Annotated in this window: 15 protein-coding genes and 1 riboswitch; of the genes, 5 read left to right on the forward strand and 10 right to left on the reverse strand. The window is 65.5% G+C overall.

Going from position 1 to position 14,954, the window contains the following annotated elements:
• The first annotated feature begins 52 nt into the window (after window positions 1–52).
• A riboswitch (SAM-I-IV-variant riboswitch) is annotated at window positions 53–156 on the forward strand.
• Between the two features lie 42 nt (window positions 157–198).
• A complete protein-coding gene (locus HWX00_RS08030; RefSeq protein WP_154233749.1) occupies window positions 199–519 on the forward strand; it encodes a hypothetical protein in 321 nt (106 codons plus the stop codon).
• Window positions 520–746: 227 nt separating this feature from the next.
• On the opposite strand, the gene HWX00_RS08035 is transcribed toward HWX00_RS08030, so the two are convergent.
• The 6 genes from HWX00_RS08035 to glmS all read right to left on the reverse strand — a co-directional run bounded on the left by HWX00_RS08035 (window position 747) and on the right by glmS (window position 6,773).
• The gene (locus HWX00_RS08035; protein ID WP_175027113.1) at window positions 747–3,110 is read right to left on the reverse strand and encodes a heavy metal translocating P-type ATPase; all 2,364 of its coding nucleotides are present in this window, start codon (window positions 3,108–3,110) and stop codon (window positions 747–749) included.
• A gap of 228 nt (window positions 3,111–3,338) precedes the next feature.
• The gene (locus tag HWX00_RS08040; RefSeq protein ID WP_034188459.1) at window positions 3,339–3,992 is read right to left on the reverse strand and encodes a methyltransferase family protein; all 654 of its coding nucleotides are present in this window, start codon (window positions 3,990–3,992) and stop codon (window positions 3,339–3,341) included.
• A complete protein-coding gene (locus tag HWX00_RS08045) occupies window positions 3,976–4,230 on the reverse strand; it encodes a DUF2933 domain-containing protein (RefSeq protein ID WP_080287846.1) in 255 nt (84 codons plus the stop codon). The genes HWX00_RS08040 and HWX00_RS08045 overlap by 17 nt, the downstream gene beginning before the upstream one ends.
• 22 nt (window positions 4,231–4,252) lie before the next feature.
• On the reverse strand, window positions 4,253–4,474 hold the full coding sequence (locus HWX00_RS37270) for a hypothetical protein (protein ID WP_404823768.1): 222 nt from the start codon (window positions 4,472–4,474) through the stop codon (window positions 4,253–4,255).
• Entirely contained in the window at window positions 4,455–4,691 is a 237-nt protein-coding gene (locus HWX00_RS37275) for a hypothetical protein (RefSeq protein ID WP_319001513.1), read from the reverse strand. The genes HWX00_RS37270 and HWX00_RS37275 overlap by 20 nt, the downstream gene beginning before the upstream one ends.
• 252 nt (window positions 4,692–4,943) lie before the next feature.
• Window positions 4,944–6,773 carry a glutamine--fructose-6-phosphate transaminase (isomerizing) gene (glmS, locus tag HWX00_RS08055; RefSeq protein WP_175027084.1) on the reverse strand — a complete coding sequence of 610 codons (1,830 nt, stop codon included), beginning with the start codon at window positions 6,771–6,773 and terminating at the stop codon, window positions 4,944–4,946.
• Window positions 6,774–6,930: 157 nt separating this feature from the next.
• Here glmS and HWX00_RS08060 point away from each other — a divergent pair, with 157 nt between their 5' ends.
• Window positions 6,931–7,422, forward strand: a complete 492-nt coding sequence (locus HWX00_RS08060) for an Lrp/AsnC family transcriptional regulator (protein WP_175027085.1) — start codon at window positions 6,931–6,933, stop codon at window positions 7,420–7,422.
• 24 nt (window positions 7,423–7,446) lie between these two features.
• Here the strand turns inward: HWX00_RS08060 and panB are convergent, their stop codons facing one another.
• Complete coding sequence (gene panB, locus HWX00_RS08065; RefSeq protein WP_175027086.1) at window positions 7,447–8,313, reverse strand: 3-methyl-2-oxobutanoate hydroxymethyltransferase; 867 nt, start codon at window positions 8,311–8,313, stop codon at window positions 7,447–7,449.
• Window positions 8,314–8,390: 77 nt separating this feature from the next.
• On the opposite strand from panB, the gene HWX00_RS08070 reads away from it, so the two are divergent.
• Window positions 8,391–9,209: an AraC family transcriptional regulator gene (locus HWX00_RS08070; protein WP_175027087.1), complete on the forward strand. Its 819-nt coding sequence runs from the start codon at window positions 8,391–8,393 to the stop codon at window positions 9,207–9,209.
• A 13-nt stretch (window positions 9,210–9,222) separates the two neighbouring features.
• Here HWX00_RS08070 and HWX00_RS08075 read toward each other — a convergent pair whose 3' ends face one another.
• Together HWX00_RS08075 and HWX00_RS08080 are read right to left on the reverse strand one after the other, a co-directional pair.
• The gene (locus tag HWX00_RS08075) at window positions 9,223–9,756 is read right to left on the reverse strand and encodes a methylated-DNA--[protein]-cysteine S-methyltransferase (protein WP_049028613.1); all 534 of its coding nucleotides are present in this window, start codon (window positions 9,754–9,756) and stop codon (window positions 9,223–9,225) included.
• Window positions 9,753–11,225, reverse strand: a complete 1,473-nt coding sequence (locus HWX00_RS08080) for a DNA-3-methyladenine glycosylase 2 family protein (protein WP_175027088.1) — start codon at window positions 11,223–11,225, stop codon at window positions 9,753–9,755. The genes HWX00_RS08075 and HWX00_RS08080 overlap by 4 nt, the downstream gene beginning before the upstream one ends.
• 317 nt (window positions 11,226–11,542) lie before the next feature.
• Here HWX00_RS08080 and HWX00_RS08085 point away from each other — a divergent pair, with 317 nt between their 5' ends.
• Window positions 11,543–12,835 (forward strand): MFS transporter, encoded by a 1,293-nt coding sequence (locus HWX00_RS08085; protein WP_034188452.1) that lies wholly within the window; start codon window positions 11,543–11,545, stop codon window positions 12,833–12,835.
• Window positions 12,836–12,907: 72 nt separating this feature from the next.
• On the opposite strand, the gene HWX00_RS08090 is transcribed toward HWX00_RS08085, so the two are convergent.
• Window positions 12,908–14,011 carry a LacI family DNA-binding transcriptional regulator gene (locus HWX00_RS08090; RefSeq protein ID WP_175027089.1) on the reverse strand — a complete coding sequence of 368 codons (1,104 nt, stop codon included), beginning with the start codon at window positions 14,009–14,011 and terminating at the stop codon, window positions 12,908–12,910.
• Window positions 14,012–14,090: 79 nt separating this feature from the next.
• Here HWX00_RS08090 and HWX00_RS08095 point away from each other — a divergent pair, with 79 nt between their 5' ends.
• Window positions 14,091–14,927, forward strand: coding sequence for an NAD-dependent epimerase/dehydratase family protein (locus HWX00_RS08095; protein WP_034188450.1), 837 nt, complete (start codon window positions 14,091–14,093; stop codon window positions 14,925–14,927).
• Window positions 14,928–14,954 lie beyond the last annotated feature (27 nt).

A 14,954-nucleotide genomic window follows, 5' to 3' on the forward strand; every position in this document is an offset into this window, starting at 1 on the left:
CCGGCAGGTTTTCGGTATAATGAACCCACGTTCGAAATGCCGAACGTGACACATCAAGCATCCAGAGTCGGATTATCCGACGCCAACCTGCCCTCCCGGGCAAGGTGGACGCCTTCGAGGCGATGCGGCCGATTGACGGCAACGAAACGGGAGCAGCATGGCTGGCACCGGTTCGATAACCTTTCATCCGGAGCAACCATGAGCCAAGTTTCCTCCGCTTCCCGCCCGACCCTCTGTGAAGACTGGTCGCAGTTCCTTCCCGGTTTCACGTTGACGCATACCGTTCATCTCGTATCGAAACGGAATCCGGGCATCGTCTCGACCGCGGCCGCCGTACTCGAAGGTGAAACGGCGACGGTCGACCGGTGGGCCATCACCCGCTGTGGCGACGTGCTTGAGCAAAAAATCGTTCTCGGTGAAATGACGGAAGGGCAGGCGGTGCGTCTGCGCGAACGGCTTGCCGCGCTCGATGGTGTATTGCGCACGAGGGTGGAGCATCATTTCGTGCGGGCGGGGTGAGGCGCGTTCGGATGAACCGGACAACGGCCCGTTGGTGCAGGTCATACGGATCGTGTGTCCACCATCAACATCCGAACACGCGCTTTTGCAATCGTGTGAATGACGTATGCCGCCAGTGGAACTGCGCGCGTGACTTCTCCGGACCGCGTCTCCCGTCAGTGCCTTGACGCGCGCTTCATCAGCGAATCGTGGCGGGTGGCTCGAATTGCGGCAGGGTTCGGTGCTGCTCAAATTTTGGCGTTACGCAATCTCAGCGCGTTCGAGATGACCGAGGCCGAACTCAGGCTCATCGCCAACGCTGCAATCATCGGCGAGAGTAGCAGCCCCGTGAACGGGTAAAGAACGCCGGCCGCCAACGGAACCCCGAGCGCGTTGTAAACGAACGCGAAGCCAAGATTCTGCTTCATGTTTGCGACGGTTGCCTCGGACAGCTTTCGAGCACGCGCGATACCGCGCAAGTCGCCCTTGACGAGCGTCACCTGAGCGCTGCTCATCGCCACATCCGTGCCTGTTCCCATGGCTACGCCGACATCGGCCTTGGCAAGCGCGGGGGCGTCGTTTATACCGTCGCCAGCCATCGCGACGACATGCCGGGCTTGCTGAAGCCGTGTCACCAGATCGAGCTTGTCGGCAGGTTTCACCTCGCCATGGAATTCGTCGACGGCGAGCTTTTCGGCCACCGCCTGGGCCGTGACCACACCGTCACCGGTCGCCATCACGACTCGAATTCCGTTCGCCCTCAATGTCGAAAGTGCCTCCGGCGTGGTCAGCTTTATCGGATCGGCGACCGCCAGCAGTCCGGCCAAACTGCCGTCGACTGCCAGATACATGACGCTGGCGCCTTGTGCACGCAGGCTGTCCGCCTTGTTGGACAGCGATTCGACGGATACGCCGTCAGTCTGCATCAGCGCGGTGTTGCCGAGTGCAAGTCTCCTGCCCGCGACCATTCCTCTCACGCCGATACCCGTTGCGGATTCAAAATTTTCCGTGCGGTCCAAAGTCAGCTTCTTCTCACGGGCTGCCGCAACGATGGCTGCCGCAAGCGGATGCTCGCTGCCTTGATCGAGACTTGCCGCCAGACGAAGCACTTCGTCGGTCGTGTATCCGTTTGCGCCTACGGCTTGCTCGAACGCGGGACGCCCTTCCGTCAGCGTCCCCGTCTTGTCGACAAGGAGCACGTCGACCTTGCGCAAATTTTCGATCGCAGCCGCATCGCGAAAGAGAATTCCGTTTGTGGCGCCTTTTCCGCTCGCGACCATGACGGACATGGGCGTCGCCAGGCCCAGCGCACACGGACACGCAATGATGAGCACCGCCACCGCATTGATGAGACCGAACACCCAGCTGGGCTCGGGGCCAAGGATGCCCCACACGAAGAACGTCAGAAGCGCAACGCTGACGACCCCGACGACAAATACGCCGGCGACCTTGTCGGCCATACGTTGCATGGGGGCACGGGAGCGCTGCGCCTGCGCGACCATCTGCACGATCTGCGACAGGACGGTCTGGGCGCCGACTTTCTCGGAGCGGATGAGGAGACTGCCCGTCGCGTTCATCGTTGCGCCGATGATGTGGTCGCCAACACGCTTCGTGACGGGAATGGGCTCGCCGGTAATCATGGACTCGTCGACCGAACTCGTGCCGTCCGTCACCACACCGTCGACGGGGACTTTCTCGCCCGGCCGCACACGAAGAATGTCTCCGACATGAACATGGGGCAACGGAATGTCTTCTTCGGAGCCGTCCGGGTTGACGCGCCGCGCAGTCTTGGGCGCGAGCCCGAGGAGTGCCTTGATGGCGGCGGACGTTTGCGAGCGGGCCTTCAGTTCGAGCAGCTGCCCGAGAAGCGTTAGCGAAATGATGACTGCCGCCGCCTCGAAATATACGCTGACTCGGCCGTGCGCACTGTACGTATCGGGAAACACGCCGGGGAAGAGGGTGGCGATGACGCTGTAGATGTAGGCCGCGCCTGTCCCGAGCCCGATGAGCGTCCACATGTTGGGGCTGCGGTTCATGAATGAGCGCACGCACCGCTCGAAGAACGGCAGTCCTGCCCACAGGACGACCGGTGTGGAGATGACGAACTCGATCCAGCTCCCGGTGCCGACGTCCATCAATCTGAGGCGATGACCGAACATCGCCAGGACGAAGACTGCGACGGTCAGTGGCAACGTCCACCAGAATCGGCGTTGGAAATCGGCCAGCTCCGGATTGTCGTCTTCGTCGTCGCTGGGCAGAATCGGTTCCAGGGTCATGCCGCACTTCGGACATTGCCCGGGATGGTCCTGGCGAATTTCCGGGTGCATCGGACACGTGTAGATGGTGCCCCCGGGCACTCCTTGTGGTTGCTCAATGGTCGAAGGCTCAACGTACCTGGACGGTGCAGCCTCGAATTTCGTCAAGCAGGCCTGGCTGCAGAACGTGTACCACTTGCCATTGTGTTCGCGGCGGAAGCGTGACTCATCGGTCACCGTCATTCCACAGACAGGGTCGCGAAGCGAATCGGTGGAACGAACGCGCTCGTCCTGGCCCTCACGGTGATGAGCATGTGCGTCGTGTTCGTGCCCGGCGGGATGGTCGTGCTTGTCCATCTCGCGAGCGTGATGTTTGCCCGATGACACGTGCTCGGAAATCCGTGGGTGAGGAAGCTTGTCTTCGCCGGGTTGGCCGCTCATTTGACGCTCCTTTGCTCATCCGTTCCGCTTCCAGTGAGGCTGGCCGGTATCTCGGTTGCGTACAGTGAGACTACATTGCCGAATCGTCGGAGGACGCCTGAGCGATAGGGCGGGAGCAACATTCATTCCGGGCGGCAGTGCCAGCTACGGGTGAGCCGGGCGTTTTCCAGACAAGTTCGGCACAAAGCGCGGCGTATGTGCCGCATATTCACGCCACGCAGCGCCGAACTTCGCCTCCGAATCGCGCTCCTCCTGTATCGCGAGTCGAACGTACATGAAGACCAGGATGGGGAACATGGCCAAAGTCACGAGCGTGGGCCATTGGAGCAGGAAGCCCAGCATGATGACGACGAACCCGACGTACTGAGGATGCCGGATTTTCGCGTAGGGGCCGGTGGTGGCCAGCTCTTTGTCGCGTTGCGCTTCATACAGTACGTGCCAGGCTGTGGACAGCAAGTAGAAGCCGCCCAGTATCAGGAAGAAGCTGAGAAGATGCGGCAGTCCGCCATGCGGGTCGCCGTGCCGGCCGGTCAAGGTCCACCAGAGGTGCCCTGCGTCGTGAGACAGCAAATTCGTTTGCGGAAAGCGCGTCTGCAACCAACCCGACAGCAAATAGAGGGTGAGCGGAAATCCGTACATTTCCGCAAATAGCGCGACGATGAAGGCAGAGAACCCGCCGAACGTTCGCCAGTCCCGCTTGGTTGCCGGCTTGAAGAAGCTGAACGCGAAGATGATGAAGACAAGAGAATTGATAACGACGAGGCTCCATAGCCCGTAACCGTCACCGATGCTGGTCATGACCGTCTCCTGAATCAGGACGCCTGTCGGTCGATTTCGTCCCGTGGTGCCCGTGTCCATGGTGCATAAACAGATGCATCAGCGGGCACGAGAGCAACAGCAGATAGGGCAGCGCCCCAAGGAAGTGGGCGCGGTGTTCGGAAAGCAGGAGGACCAGCGCTATTGCGGTGAACGCGATGAGTGCAACGGCTGACCGCGATTTCCAGAACGGCCGGTCGCCATGCGAGTTGTCATCCACGGCAGTCTCCCATTTCGTACCGTCACTTCTCGGCCGGATGCTCCCGAGCAGCCTGACGGTCCATCATTGCCTGCATCATCATTTGCATCATGTCCATGCGCATTTCCATGCTTCCCCGCCGCGACGACATCGGCATGCCGGACGAGGGAGGCCCCATCATTTCCATCATGCTCATGCCGTTTTGCATGACTTTCATCTGTTCGTCCATCAGGGCGGCGCGTTCTTCAGGCGTCTTCGCGTTCATCATCTTTTCGTGCATGACGCGCATGGCCTGCATTTGGTCGTCCGCGTCGCGTTTCGACTTGCTCGGCGCTTTTGCGGTTGCTTTTATTCGGATGATGGGCGTCGTGTGCTGCACTGTCGCTGGCTGCCGGCGTACCAGCGATTGCAGCGGCACTGACCATGCCGAGCGTCGCAATTGCAATGGCGAGTTTTTGCGGGATTGCCATCTTGTTCTCCATGAGCGCGGTTCTCGGGAGGCGGTCGAACCCTGAAACCACTCTATGCCGACGCCCCTCCGATGGCTTGACGTGGCTCAACGAATCACGCACCGAATTCTTCATATGTAGCGCGGCCATAACGCGATCCAGAGCGAAGACGAGGAGGTGAAGGCCGGAGCGTTTCGTGGAGGGAGACAAATTCTCCGAAAAACCTAACTGGACGGGGCGCGGAACGCTTTTTTCATCGTGCCGAAATTGCGCAAAAAACAGGCCTCACTCCACCGTCACCGACTTCGCCAGATTCCTCGGTTTATCAATATCCGTCCCCCGCGCCAGCGCCGCGTGATACGCGAGCAGCTGCATCGGCACCGTATGCAGGATCGGCGAAAGCGGCCCGTAGTACTCGTTGAGCCGGATCACCTCGATCCCCTCGCCCGGCACCAGCCCGCAGTCCACATCCGCGAACACGAACAGCCGTCCGTTCCGCGCGCTGACCTCATGCATGTTCGACCGGAGCTTTTCGAGCAGCATGTCGTTCGGCGCGACCGCGATCACGGGCATCTCGTTACTGACGAGCGCGAGCGGCCCGTGCTTCAGCTCGCCGGCCGGATAAGCCTCCGCGTGGATATACGAAATTTCCTTCATCTTCAGCGCGCCTTCCAGCGCGATCGGGTAATGCATCCCGCGCCCGAGAAACAGCATGTTGTCGCGTCGTGCGAGCAACTCCGACCACCCCATGATCTGCGGCTCCAGTGCGAGCACTTTCGACATCGCATCGGGCAGGTGCCGCAGCGCGCGCAGATGCGTCTTCTCCTCGTCGTCGCTCAACCGCCCGCGCACCTGCGCCAGCGACAACGTCAACAGGAACAACGCAACGAGCTGCGTCGTGAACGCCTTCGTCGACGCCACGCCGATCTCGATGCCCGCGCGCGTCACGAACTGCAGCGCGCATTCGCGCATCAACGCGCTCGTCGAGACGTTGCAGATCGCGAGCGTATGCATCATCCCGCTCTGCTTCGCGACATGCACCGCGCCGAGCACGTCGGCCGTCTCGCCGCTCTGCGACACCGCGACCACCAGCGTGCGCGGATTCGGCACGCCGTCGCGATAACGAAACTCGCTGGCGATCTCGACGCTCGCCGGCAGCTTGGCGATGCTCTCGATCCAGTACTTCGCGGTCAGCGCCGCGTGATAACTGCCGCCGCACGCGAGCAGCAGCACCGAGTCGACATCGTTGAACACACGCCACGCGCCGTCGCCGAACAGCTCGGGCATGATCGACGACACGTCGAGCAGCGTATCGGCCACGGCCTGCGGCTGCTCGAAGATCTCCTTCTGCATGTAGTAGCGGTACGACCCGAGATCGGCCGCGCCGCTATGCGCGGCGACGCGTTGCACCGCGCGCTCGACGCGCTGGCCGTTCGCGTCGACGATCCAGTAGCGATGCAGCTGAATGTCGGCGACGTCGCCGTTCTCCAGATACGCGATGCGATCGGTGATGCCCGACAGCGCGATCGCATCGGACGCCAGGAAATTCTCGCCTTCGCCGACCCCGACCACGAGCGGCATCCCGTCGCGCGCGCCGACGATCCGGTGCGGCTCGTCGCGGCACATCACCGCGATCGCGTAGCTGCCGCGCAGCCGCGCCACCGCCCGCCGCACCGCATCGAACAGATCGCCGTCGTACAGGTGATCGATCAGGTGCGCGATCGCCTCGCTGTCGGTCTGGCTCGCGAACACATAACCGTGCGCCTGCAACTCCACGCGCAGTTGATCGCAGTTCTCGATGATGCCGTTATGCGACAGCGCGATGCGCGCATTGGCGTCGCTCGGCGAGAAGTGCGGATGCGCGTTGAGCGTGACGGGCGCGCCGTGCGTGGCCCAGCGCGTATGCGCGATGCCCGTGTAACCGGACAGCGCCTGCGCGGCGATGTCGCGCTGCAGGTTGGCCACGCGGTCGACGCTGCGTGCCCGCGCGAGCGTCCGGTCGCGATAGACCACGACGCCGCACGAATCGTAGCCGCGGTATTCGAGCCGCTTCAGGCCGTCGACCAGGTTCGGCAGGATGTCCCGCTGGGCGACCGCCCCGACAATTCCACACATATCGCGCTCCGTAAATGTCCTGTCTGGATCAGTGAGAGCGATGGTAGGGCGGGCTGTATGGAATTAAATTTCAAAAATCAAATGAAAATGAAACGTACCGTAGATCATCTATCATATTGAAATTAAATTTCACTCCCTTGACCGGAAGGAGCCGCCGATGGCCGGCATCACCCTCGACGATCTCGACCTGCGCATCCTCGCGATCCTGCAGGAGGATGCGTCGGTGTCGAACCTGCAACTGGCCGAGCGGGCGCTGTCGTCGCCGCCGACCTGCATGCGCCGCGTACGGCGTCTGACGGAGGCGGGCGTGATCTGCCGGCAGGTCGCGGTGCTCGACCCGGTCGCGATCGGTACGGCCGTCACCGCACTGATCGAGATCAGTCTCGACCGGCAGACAGCCGAGGACTACGACGCGTTCGAAACCTACGTCTGCGCGGAGCCGGCCGTCACGCAGTGCTACCGCGTGTCGCCCGGGCCAGATTTCGTCGTGGTGGCCGATCTCGCCGACGTCGCCGAATACGACGAATTCGCGCGGCGGCTGTTCACCGGCGCATCGAACGTCCGCAACGTGCGAACGTTCTTCTCGACGCATCGCGCGAAATTCGAAGCGAACGCACGGGTCGCGCATGCGACGCGCAAACGCGCGTGACCTGACCATACCGTTCGATCCGCATCACGCAACCGTAGCCGCAACCGCAGCCGCCTCCGGCAGTTGCAGCGGCTTGCCGTATCCGAAGCAATGCGCGGGCTCCGGAAACACGCGCTCCCGCACGTCGTGCGCATACTGCCGGATCGCGTCGCGCATCACCGCATTCGCGTCGGCGTAGCGCTTCACGAAGCGCGGTGTGTACGCATCGAACGCGCCGACCATGTCCTCGGTCACGAGCACCTGGCCGTCGCATGCGGGCGACGCGCCGATGCCGATCGTCGGGATCGTCAGCGTGTCGGTCAGGTGGCGCGCGAGCGCTTCGGCGGTGCCTTCGATCACCACGCTGAACGCGCCGGCCCGCTCGGCCGCGCACGCGGCGTCGAACACGTGCGCGGCCGAATGCGGGTCCATCCCCTGCGCGCGGAAGCCGCCCGTCGCGTTGGCCTGCTGCGGCATGAGGCCGACGTGCGCCATCACCGGGATGCCGCGATCGGTCAGGAAGCGGATCGTGTCGGCCATCTCGCAGCCGCCTTCGAGCTTCACGGCCTGCGCACCGGTTTCGGCGAGCAGGCGCGCGGCCGAACGATAGGCCTGGGCGGGCGATTCCTGGAACGTCGAGAACGGCAGGTCGACGACGACGCACGCCTGCGCGGCGGCGCGTACGACGGCGGCGCCGTGTGCAATCATCATGTCGAGCGTGACGCGCAGCGTATCGGGCATTCCGTACAGCACCATGCCGACGGAGTCGCCGACGATGATCACGTCGGCCACGTCGTCGACGAGTTTCGCCATCGGCGCGGAATACGCGGTCAGCGAGACGAGGCTGCCGATGCCCTTGGTCGAACGGATCGCGGTGACGGTCTTGCGGGTGGTGCGGGTGTGAGCGCTCATGAACGGAAGCCGTGTGAATGAAGAGCCGCCACGGTAGCATCGCATGCGTTCGCGCAATGACCTTCGGAGGACGTCTTATGTTGCTGGCGGGACAATCGGCTGACCCTTACGCGGTGCCGCCGATGGCGCGGCTGCCGAGGCCGCTGTACGTTCGCGCGTTCGGCATTCCCGGCAACGTCAGCGTCGACGCGCACTGTCATCCGTGGGCGCAGCTGATGTATGCGACGAGCGGCGTGCTCGAGGTGTCGACGCCGTCGGGCCGGCAACTGCTGCCGCCGCACTATGCGATGTGGATTCCGCCGCACGTGCCGCATGCGGTATCGACGCGCGATTGCGTCGCGTTCCACAGCCTGTATCTCGATGCAGCGATCGCGCGCGACGACGTGAACGGCGACTGCACGATCCTGTGCATGACGCCGCTGCTGCGCGAGCTGGTGATCGCGACGGGCGAGTTGCCGGTGAACTACGACGAGACGGGGCCGGACGGCGCGCTCGTGTGTCTGATCGCCGACCGGATCGCGCGCATGCAGCCGGCGCCGCTGACGGTGCCGCTGCCGCGCGATCCGCGTCTGCTGAAAATCGCGCGTGCGTTGCATGCCGCGCCGGGCGATACGCGCAGTCTCGACGAATGGGGCCATCAGGTCGGCGCGACGCGGCGCACGTTGTCGCGGCTGTTCCGGCAGGACACGGGGTTGTCGTTCACCGAATGGCGGCAGGCCGTGCGGCTGCTCGCGTCATTGCCGCTGCTCGACGCGGGCGAGCCGATCGGCAGGGTGGCCGCGCAACTGGGTTACGACTCGACGTCGTCGTTCATCGCGCTGTTCCAGGCGAAGTTCGGCGTGACGCCCGGCGCGTATGCGAAGCGTGAAGCGCGCCGGCCGGCGTTGAGCGCGTGATGCGCAGCGTCGCTCAGAACGCGAGCGCCTGCTGCACTGGATGGGACGCGCCGCGCGAGAACCCGGCGCCTTCGAGCGACAGCAACGCGCGCTTGCGATCGATGCCGCCCGCGTAACCGGTCAGGCTGCCCGACGCGCCGACCACGCGATGGCACGGCACGATGATCGATACCGGATTGCGGCCGACCGCGCCGCCGACGGCGCGCGCGCCGCTCATCGGCAACCCGACGCGCTCGGTGATGTCGCCGTACGACACGAGTTCGCCGAACGGAATCGCGAGCAGTTCCTTCCATACGCGGCGCTGAAACGCGGTGCCGCGCAGGTGGATCGGCACCGAGAACGTGTCGCGCGTGCCGGTGAAATATTCGGCGATTTCTTCCGCGACCTTGCGCGCGATCGGCGACATCGGGTGTGCGTCCGCTTCGGTCACGATCGTCACCGGCGGAAAGTATTTCTGGCCGACGAAGTACAGGCCCGTCAACGCATCGTCCTCGATGCGCACGGCGATGTCGCCCAGCGGGCTCGGAATCAGGTGAGCGGGAGTCATCGCGCTGCATCTCCTTGGAGGCGCCACACATGCAGTGCGGCATACGCGCGCCACGGCGCCCAGCGCGCCGCATGCGGCGCGGATGATGGCAGGGTCGCGCGTTCGTTGCGGGCGGGAAGCCACGTATCGTCCGCGGGGAACGCATTCGGCCAGGCCATCGCACGCATCGCGACGTACTGCACCGCGCGTTCGTCGAAGCCGGGCATCGCGCGCAACGCGGCGAGCGTCGCGTCGAGCGGCGCCATCGGTTCGAGCGCGAGTGTGCCGTCGTCGACCGCGCGCGCGAGCGACACGATGGCGCGCGCCGTCTCGCGCGGGATGCCGATCGTTTCGAGGGCCGCAGGCGGCAGGGCGGCCAGCGTCGCGGCGCACGGCAGCGCATGCGCGAGGCCCGGCGGCGCACCTTCGACCGACGCGCCGAAACGTTCTGCGAGGCGTGCCGGCACGGGCGTACCCGTACACGCATCCGCCGCCGCAAGCTGCTCGCCCGCGATCGCGCGGATCGCGATCTCGAGGCCGTCGAACGCGCCGGGCACGCGCAGGCCCGGCGAGCCGCGCGCGAGATCGCCGAGATGCGCGTCGATCACGTCGGGCCGGCTGTCGAGATCGAACAGCCGCCGCACGCGCGCGAGCACGGCCGGAACGACCGGCGTCAGCGCGGGCGACACGGTGACGGCCAGCGCGAAGCGCTGCGGCACGTGTGCGACGGACAGCCAGCCCGTCACGCGGCCGCCGTCGTTCCGGTTCGGCATGGCGACGGCGCGCGCATAACCGCGTGCATCGATCCGCTCGACGCCGTCGATCTGCCGCTGGGCGAGAAAACGCATCAGCTCGTCCCACGCGAACGGCGGCCGGTACGGCAGCGGGAACGTCATGTCGCCGGCGGCGGCACCGGCGCCCTTGCGCAGCCGCAGCGGGTTGAGGCCGTAGCGTTGGCGGAACAGGTCGTTGAAGCGTCGCACGCTGCCGAATCCGGCCGTCGACGCGACGACGGCCAGCGGCAGCGCGGTGTCGGTCAGCAGCCGCTTGGCCATCAGCAGGCGGTGCGTCTGCGCGAACTCGACCGGCGACACGCCGAACTGCGCGCCGAAGATCCGTCGCAGATGCCGCTCGGTCACGCCGACGCGCTGCGCGAGCGCGTCGACGCCGTGCGCATTCAGGAAACCGTCCTCGATCAGCGTCGCGGCCGCGTCGGCGAGATTGCCGGACAGGTCGAGCAGCCCGTGGCCGGGCGCGAGCTCGGGGCGGCAGCGCATGCAGGGCCGGAACCCGGCTTTCTCGGCCGCGGCGGCGGTCGGGTAGTAGCTGCAGTTCCGCGCCTTCGGCGGCTTGACCGGGCAGACGGGGCGGCAGTACACCCCGGTCGTCGCCACGCCGACGAAGAACCAGCCGTCGAAGCGGCGGTTCCGCGCAAGCAGGGCGTCGTAGCAGGTATCGGGATCGAGGCGCATGGGGCGACTGTAACCCATCTCCGTGCCGCATTCTGGCTGGAATCGGACATGTGTATCGGCGGCCGCCCTTCTGCGCGCGCGTCGGGAAAATCCGGGAAAAACGGTTAATGCCACGCTGCGAAACAGTCGTCTCTTTTGCCGCGATCAATTTGAGATGACTCATCGAAATCCCCGACTGACAGGGCGCCGGCAGACGCCCTATCCTTTGAAAAACGTTTTCCAGACTGATTGGCGAAAGGGCCCGCGCGTCAGCGCGGGCCGTCCGCCCCGGCGCCGGTCGCCGGTCAACGAACCCAGTGCGGCGCGACGGGCGCGGCCGCGCATCGGAGACATTCATGCAATCTGCCGTCGTCGGCGCCGTGCGCGCAGCCGCCAGCCGCTACCGCTGGACCGTCTGTGCGCTGCTGTTCTTCGCGACCGTGATCAACTACATGGACCGGCAGATCCTCGGGCTGCTCGCGCCGATGCTCCAGCACGACATCGGCTGGAGCCAGGTGCAGTACGGCCGGATCGTGATGGCGTTTTCCGCGTTCTATGCGCTCGGCCTGCTCGGTTTCGGGCGGATCGTCGACTGGCTCGGCACGCGCGTGTCGTACGCGGTGGCGATGCTGGTGTGGAGCATCGCCGCGATGCTGCACGCGGCGGTCGGCTCGGTGACGGGCTTCGCGTTCGTGCGCGCGCTGCTCGGGATCGGCGAGGGCGGCAATTTCCCGGCCGCGATCAAGACGACGGCCGAATGGTTCCCGCGCCGCGAACGCGCGCTCGCCACCGGCATCTTCAACTCGGGCGCGAACATCGGCGCCGTGTTCGCGCCGGCGATCATCCCCGCGATCGCGGTGGCGTACGGCTGGCGCGCGGCGTTCGTGATCATCGGCGCGATCGGCATCGTGTGGCTCGCGGTGTGGCTCGTGCTCTATCGGCAGGCCGACACGCGCGCACTCGCCGCGGAATACGACGAACCGCGCGACGAAGCCGAGGCGCTCGACGCGGCGAACGCGGATGCCGGCGCGCCGCGCTGGGGCGAACTGATCCGCAAGCGCGAGACGTGGGCGTTCCTGATCGGCAAGTTCCTGACCGATCCGGTGTGGTGGTTCTACCTGTTCTGGCTGCCGAAGTGGCTCAACGAATCGCGCGGGATGGACATGCAGCACATCGGCCTGCCGCTCGTGTGCATCTACGCGCTGACGACGGTCGGCAGCATCGGCGGCGGCTGGCTGTCGTCGATGCTGCTGCGCGCGGGCTGGAGCGTGAACGGCGCGCGCAAGACGGCGATGCTGATCTGCGCATGCTGCGTGCTGCCGATCGCGTTCGTGTCGCAGGTGCAGAGCCTGTGGGTCGCGGTGCTGATCGTCGGCCTAGCCGCCGCCGCGCATCAGGGCTGGTCGGCGAACTTGTTCACGACCGCGTCCGACCTGTTCCCGCGCCGTGCGGTCGCGTCGGTGGTCGGCATCGGCGGGATGGCCGGTTCGATCGGCGGTGTGCTGTTCTCGGAAGTGATCGGCCAGGTGCTGCAGCGCACGGGCCACTACTGGGTGCTGTTCGCGATCGGCGCGTCGGCCTACCTGATCGCGCTGGCCGTGATGCACGTGCTGACGCCGAAGATGAAGCCCGCGAAGCTCGATGCGTGATCGCGTGCCGGCAAACGAACGCGCCGCCCGAGGGCGGCGCGTTTTCGTTCGGCGTGCGGGGCGGGCGCGCGGTCAGCCGGCCGGCGCCGTCGACGCCCGCATGATCAGCCGCGGCTCGAACGTCGAATAGCTCGCGTCGGTGCGCCCCGCGAGCGCGTCGATCAGCTTCTGCATCGCGAGCTCGCCCATGTTCTCGCTCTGGATGTCGACGGTCGTCAGCGCGGGCGCCGCGTATTCGCCGTACGGCACGTTGTCGATGCCGGCGACGGACACGTCCTGCGGCAGCCGGAAGCCGAGCGACGCGGCTTCCTTCATGAAGCCGAGCGCAATCAGGTCGTTGTAGCAGATCACCGCTTGCGGGCGTTGCGGCCCGAGCATCACGCGCGAGCACGCGCGTTCGCCGGCCTCGGCGGTCGGTGCGTGCGCGTCGTGTACGTCGAGCGTGAGCCCCGCTTCGGCGAGGCAATCGCGTGTGCCCTGGATCCGCTCGTCGTTCACGCGCGCGCTGCCGAAGCCGAGATACGCGATGCGCGTGTGGCCGAGATTGAGCAGGTGACGCGCGAGCATGTAGGTCGACAGCCGGTTGTCGATGCCGACGCTCGGAATCGGCAGGCCGGGGCTGCGCCGCAGCAGCACGAGCGGCTTGTTGAGGTCGAGCATCCAGCCGGCTTCCTCGTCGGGCATCCGCGTGCTGACGATCAGCCCGTCGACGCGCTGCGCGAGCGCTTCGATCAGCGAGCGTTCGCGTGCCTGGTTCTCTTCGGTGTCGACGAGCAGCAGCGTGTAGTCGTGCTGCAGCGCGACGCGGTTCGCGCCTTTCACCACGTTCGTGAAGTGCGGGTTGCTGATGTCGAGGATCACGAGGCCGATCGTGCGGGTGCGGCCGGTGATCATCGAACGCGCGAGCGGGTTCGAACGGTAGCCGAGCCGCTCGATGGCCTCCTTGAGCCGCGCCTCGACGGTCGGCGAGAAGCGCTGCGTGCCGTTCACGTACTTCGATACCGTCGCGACCGACACGCCGGCTTCCGCAGCCACGTCGCGGATCGTCGGGGAAACTTTTTTCATCGGAAGGGTAACGTTTTCGTTCGATAACGCCGGATTGTGGCAGAAAAAGCCGGGCTGCGGCCACCGGCCGATATCGGGAAAGTGCGGATGGCTGCGAACAGGTTCGGCCATTGACGTTCGGCCGCGCCCCCGCGTATAGTTGGAAAACGTTTTCCGATTTTGGTCAGATTGTCAGATTCAAGGAGATTCGATGAACGCCTCATCCACCGCCGCGCGCAAACCGTTCGGGCGCCTGCTGCTGACGGGCGCGGCCGGCAACCTCGGCCGCCAGTTGCGCGGCGCGCTCGCCGACTGGGCCGACGTCGTGCGCGTCAGCGACATCGCGGCGCTGGACGACGCGGCCGCGCATGAAGAAATCCGCGTGGTCGATCTGGCCGACCGTCCGGCCGTGATGCAGCTCGTCGAGGGCGTGGACGCGATCGTCCATCTCGGCGGCATTTCGGTCGATGCGCCGTTCGACGATCTGGTCGACGCGAACATCACCGGCACGTACAACCTGTACGAGGCCGCGCGCAAGCATGGCGTGAAGCGCGTCGTGTTCGCGAGCTCGAACCATGCGATCGGCTTCCACCCGGTCACCGAAGTGCTCGACGCCGATTCACCGCTGCGCCCCGACAGCCTGTACGGCGTGACGAAGTGCTTCGGCGAATCGCTGTCGCGCTACTACTTCGACCGCTTCGGGATCGAGACGGTGTGCCTGCGGATCGGCTCGTCGTTCGAAGTGCCGAAGAATCCGCGCATGCTCGTCACGTTCCTCAGCTATCGCGACTTCATCGAGCTCGTGCGCTGCTCGCTGCTGACGAACCGCGTCGGGCACGCGATCGTCTACGGCGCGTCGGACAACCCGGTGAAGTGGTGGGACAACACGAAGGCCGGCTTCCTCGGCTTCCGCCCGCGCGACAGCTCCGAGCAGTTCGCGGGCCTGTTCCCGGTGACGGCGCCGAGCGCCGAGTACGACGATCCCGCGCAGCGGTTCCAGGGCGGCGGCTTCGTCGTCGGCGAGCCGATGGAGCGAAAGGCGTCGTAAGCGTTGCCGGCATCGCCGGCGTCCTGA

Source organism: Burkholderia seminalis DSM 23518 (assembly GCF_902832885.1).
GTDB classification, from domain to species: domain Bacteria; phylum Pseudomonadota; class Gammaproteobacteria; order Burkholderiales; family Burkholderiaceae; genus Burkholderia; species Burkholderia seminalis.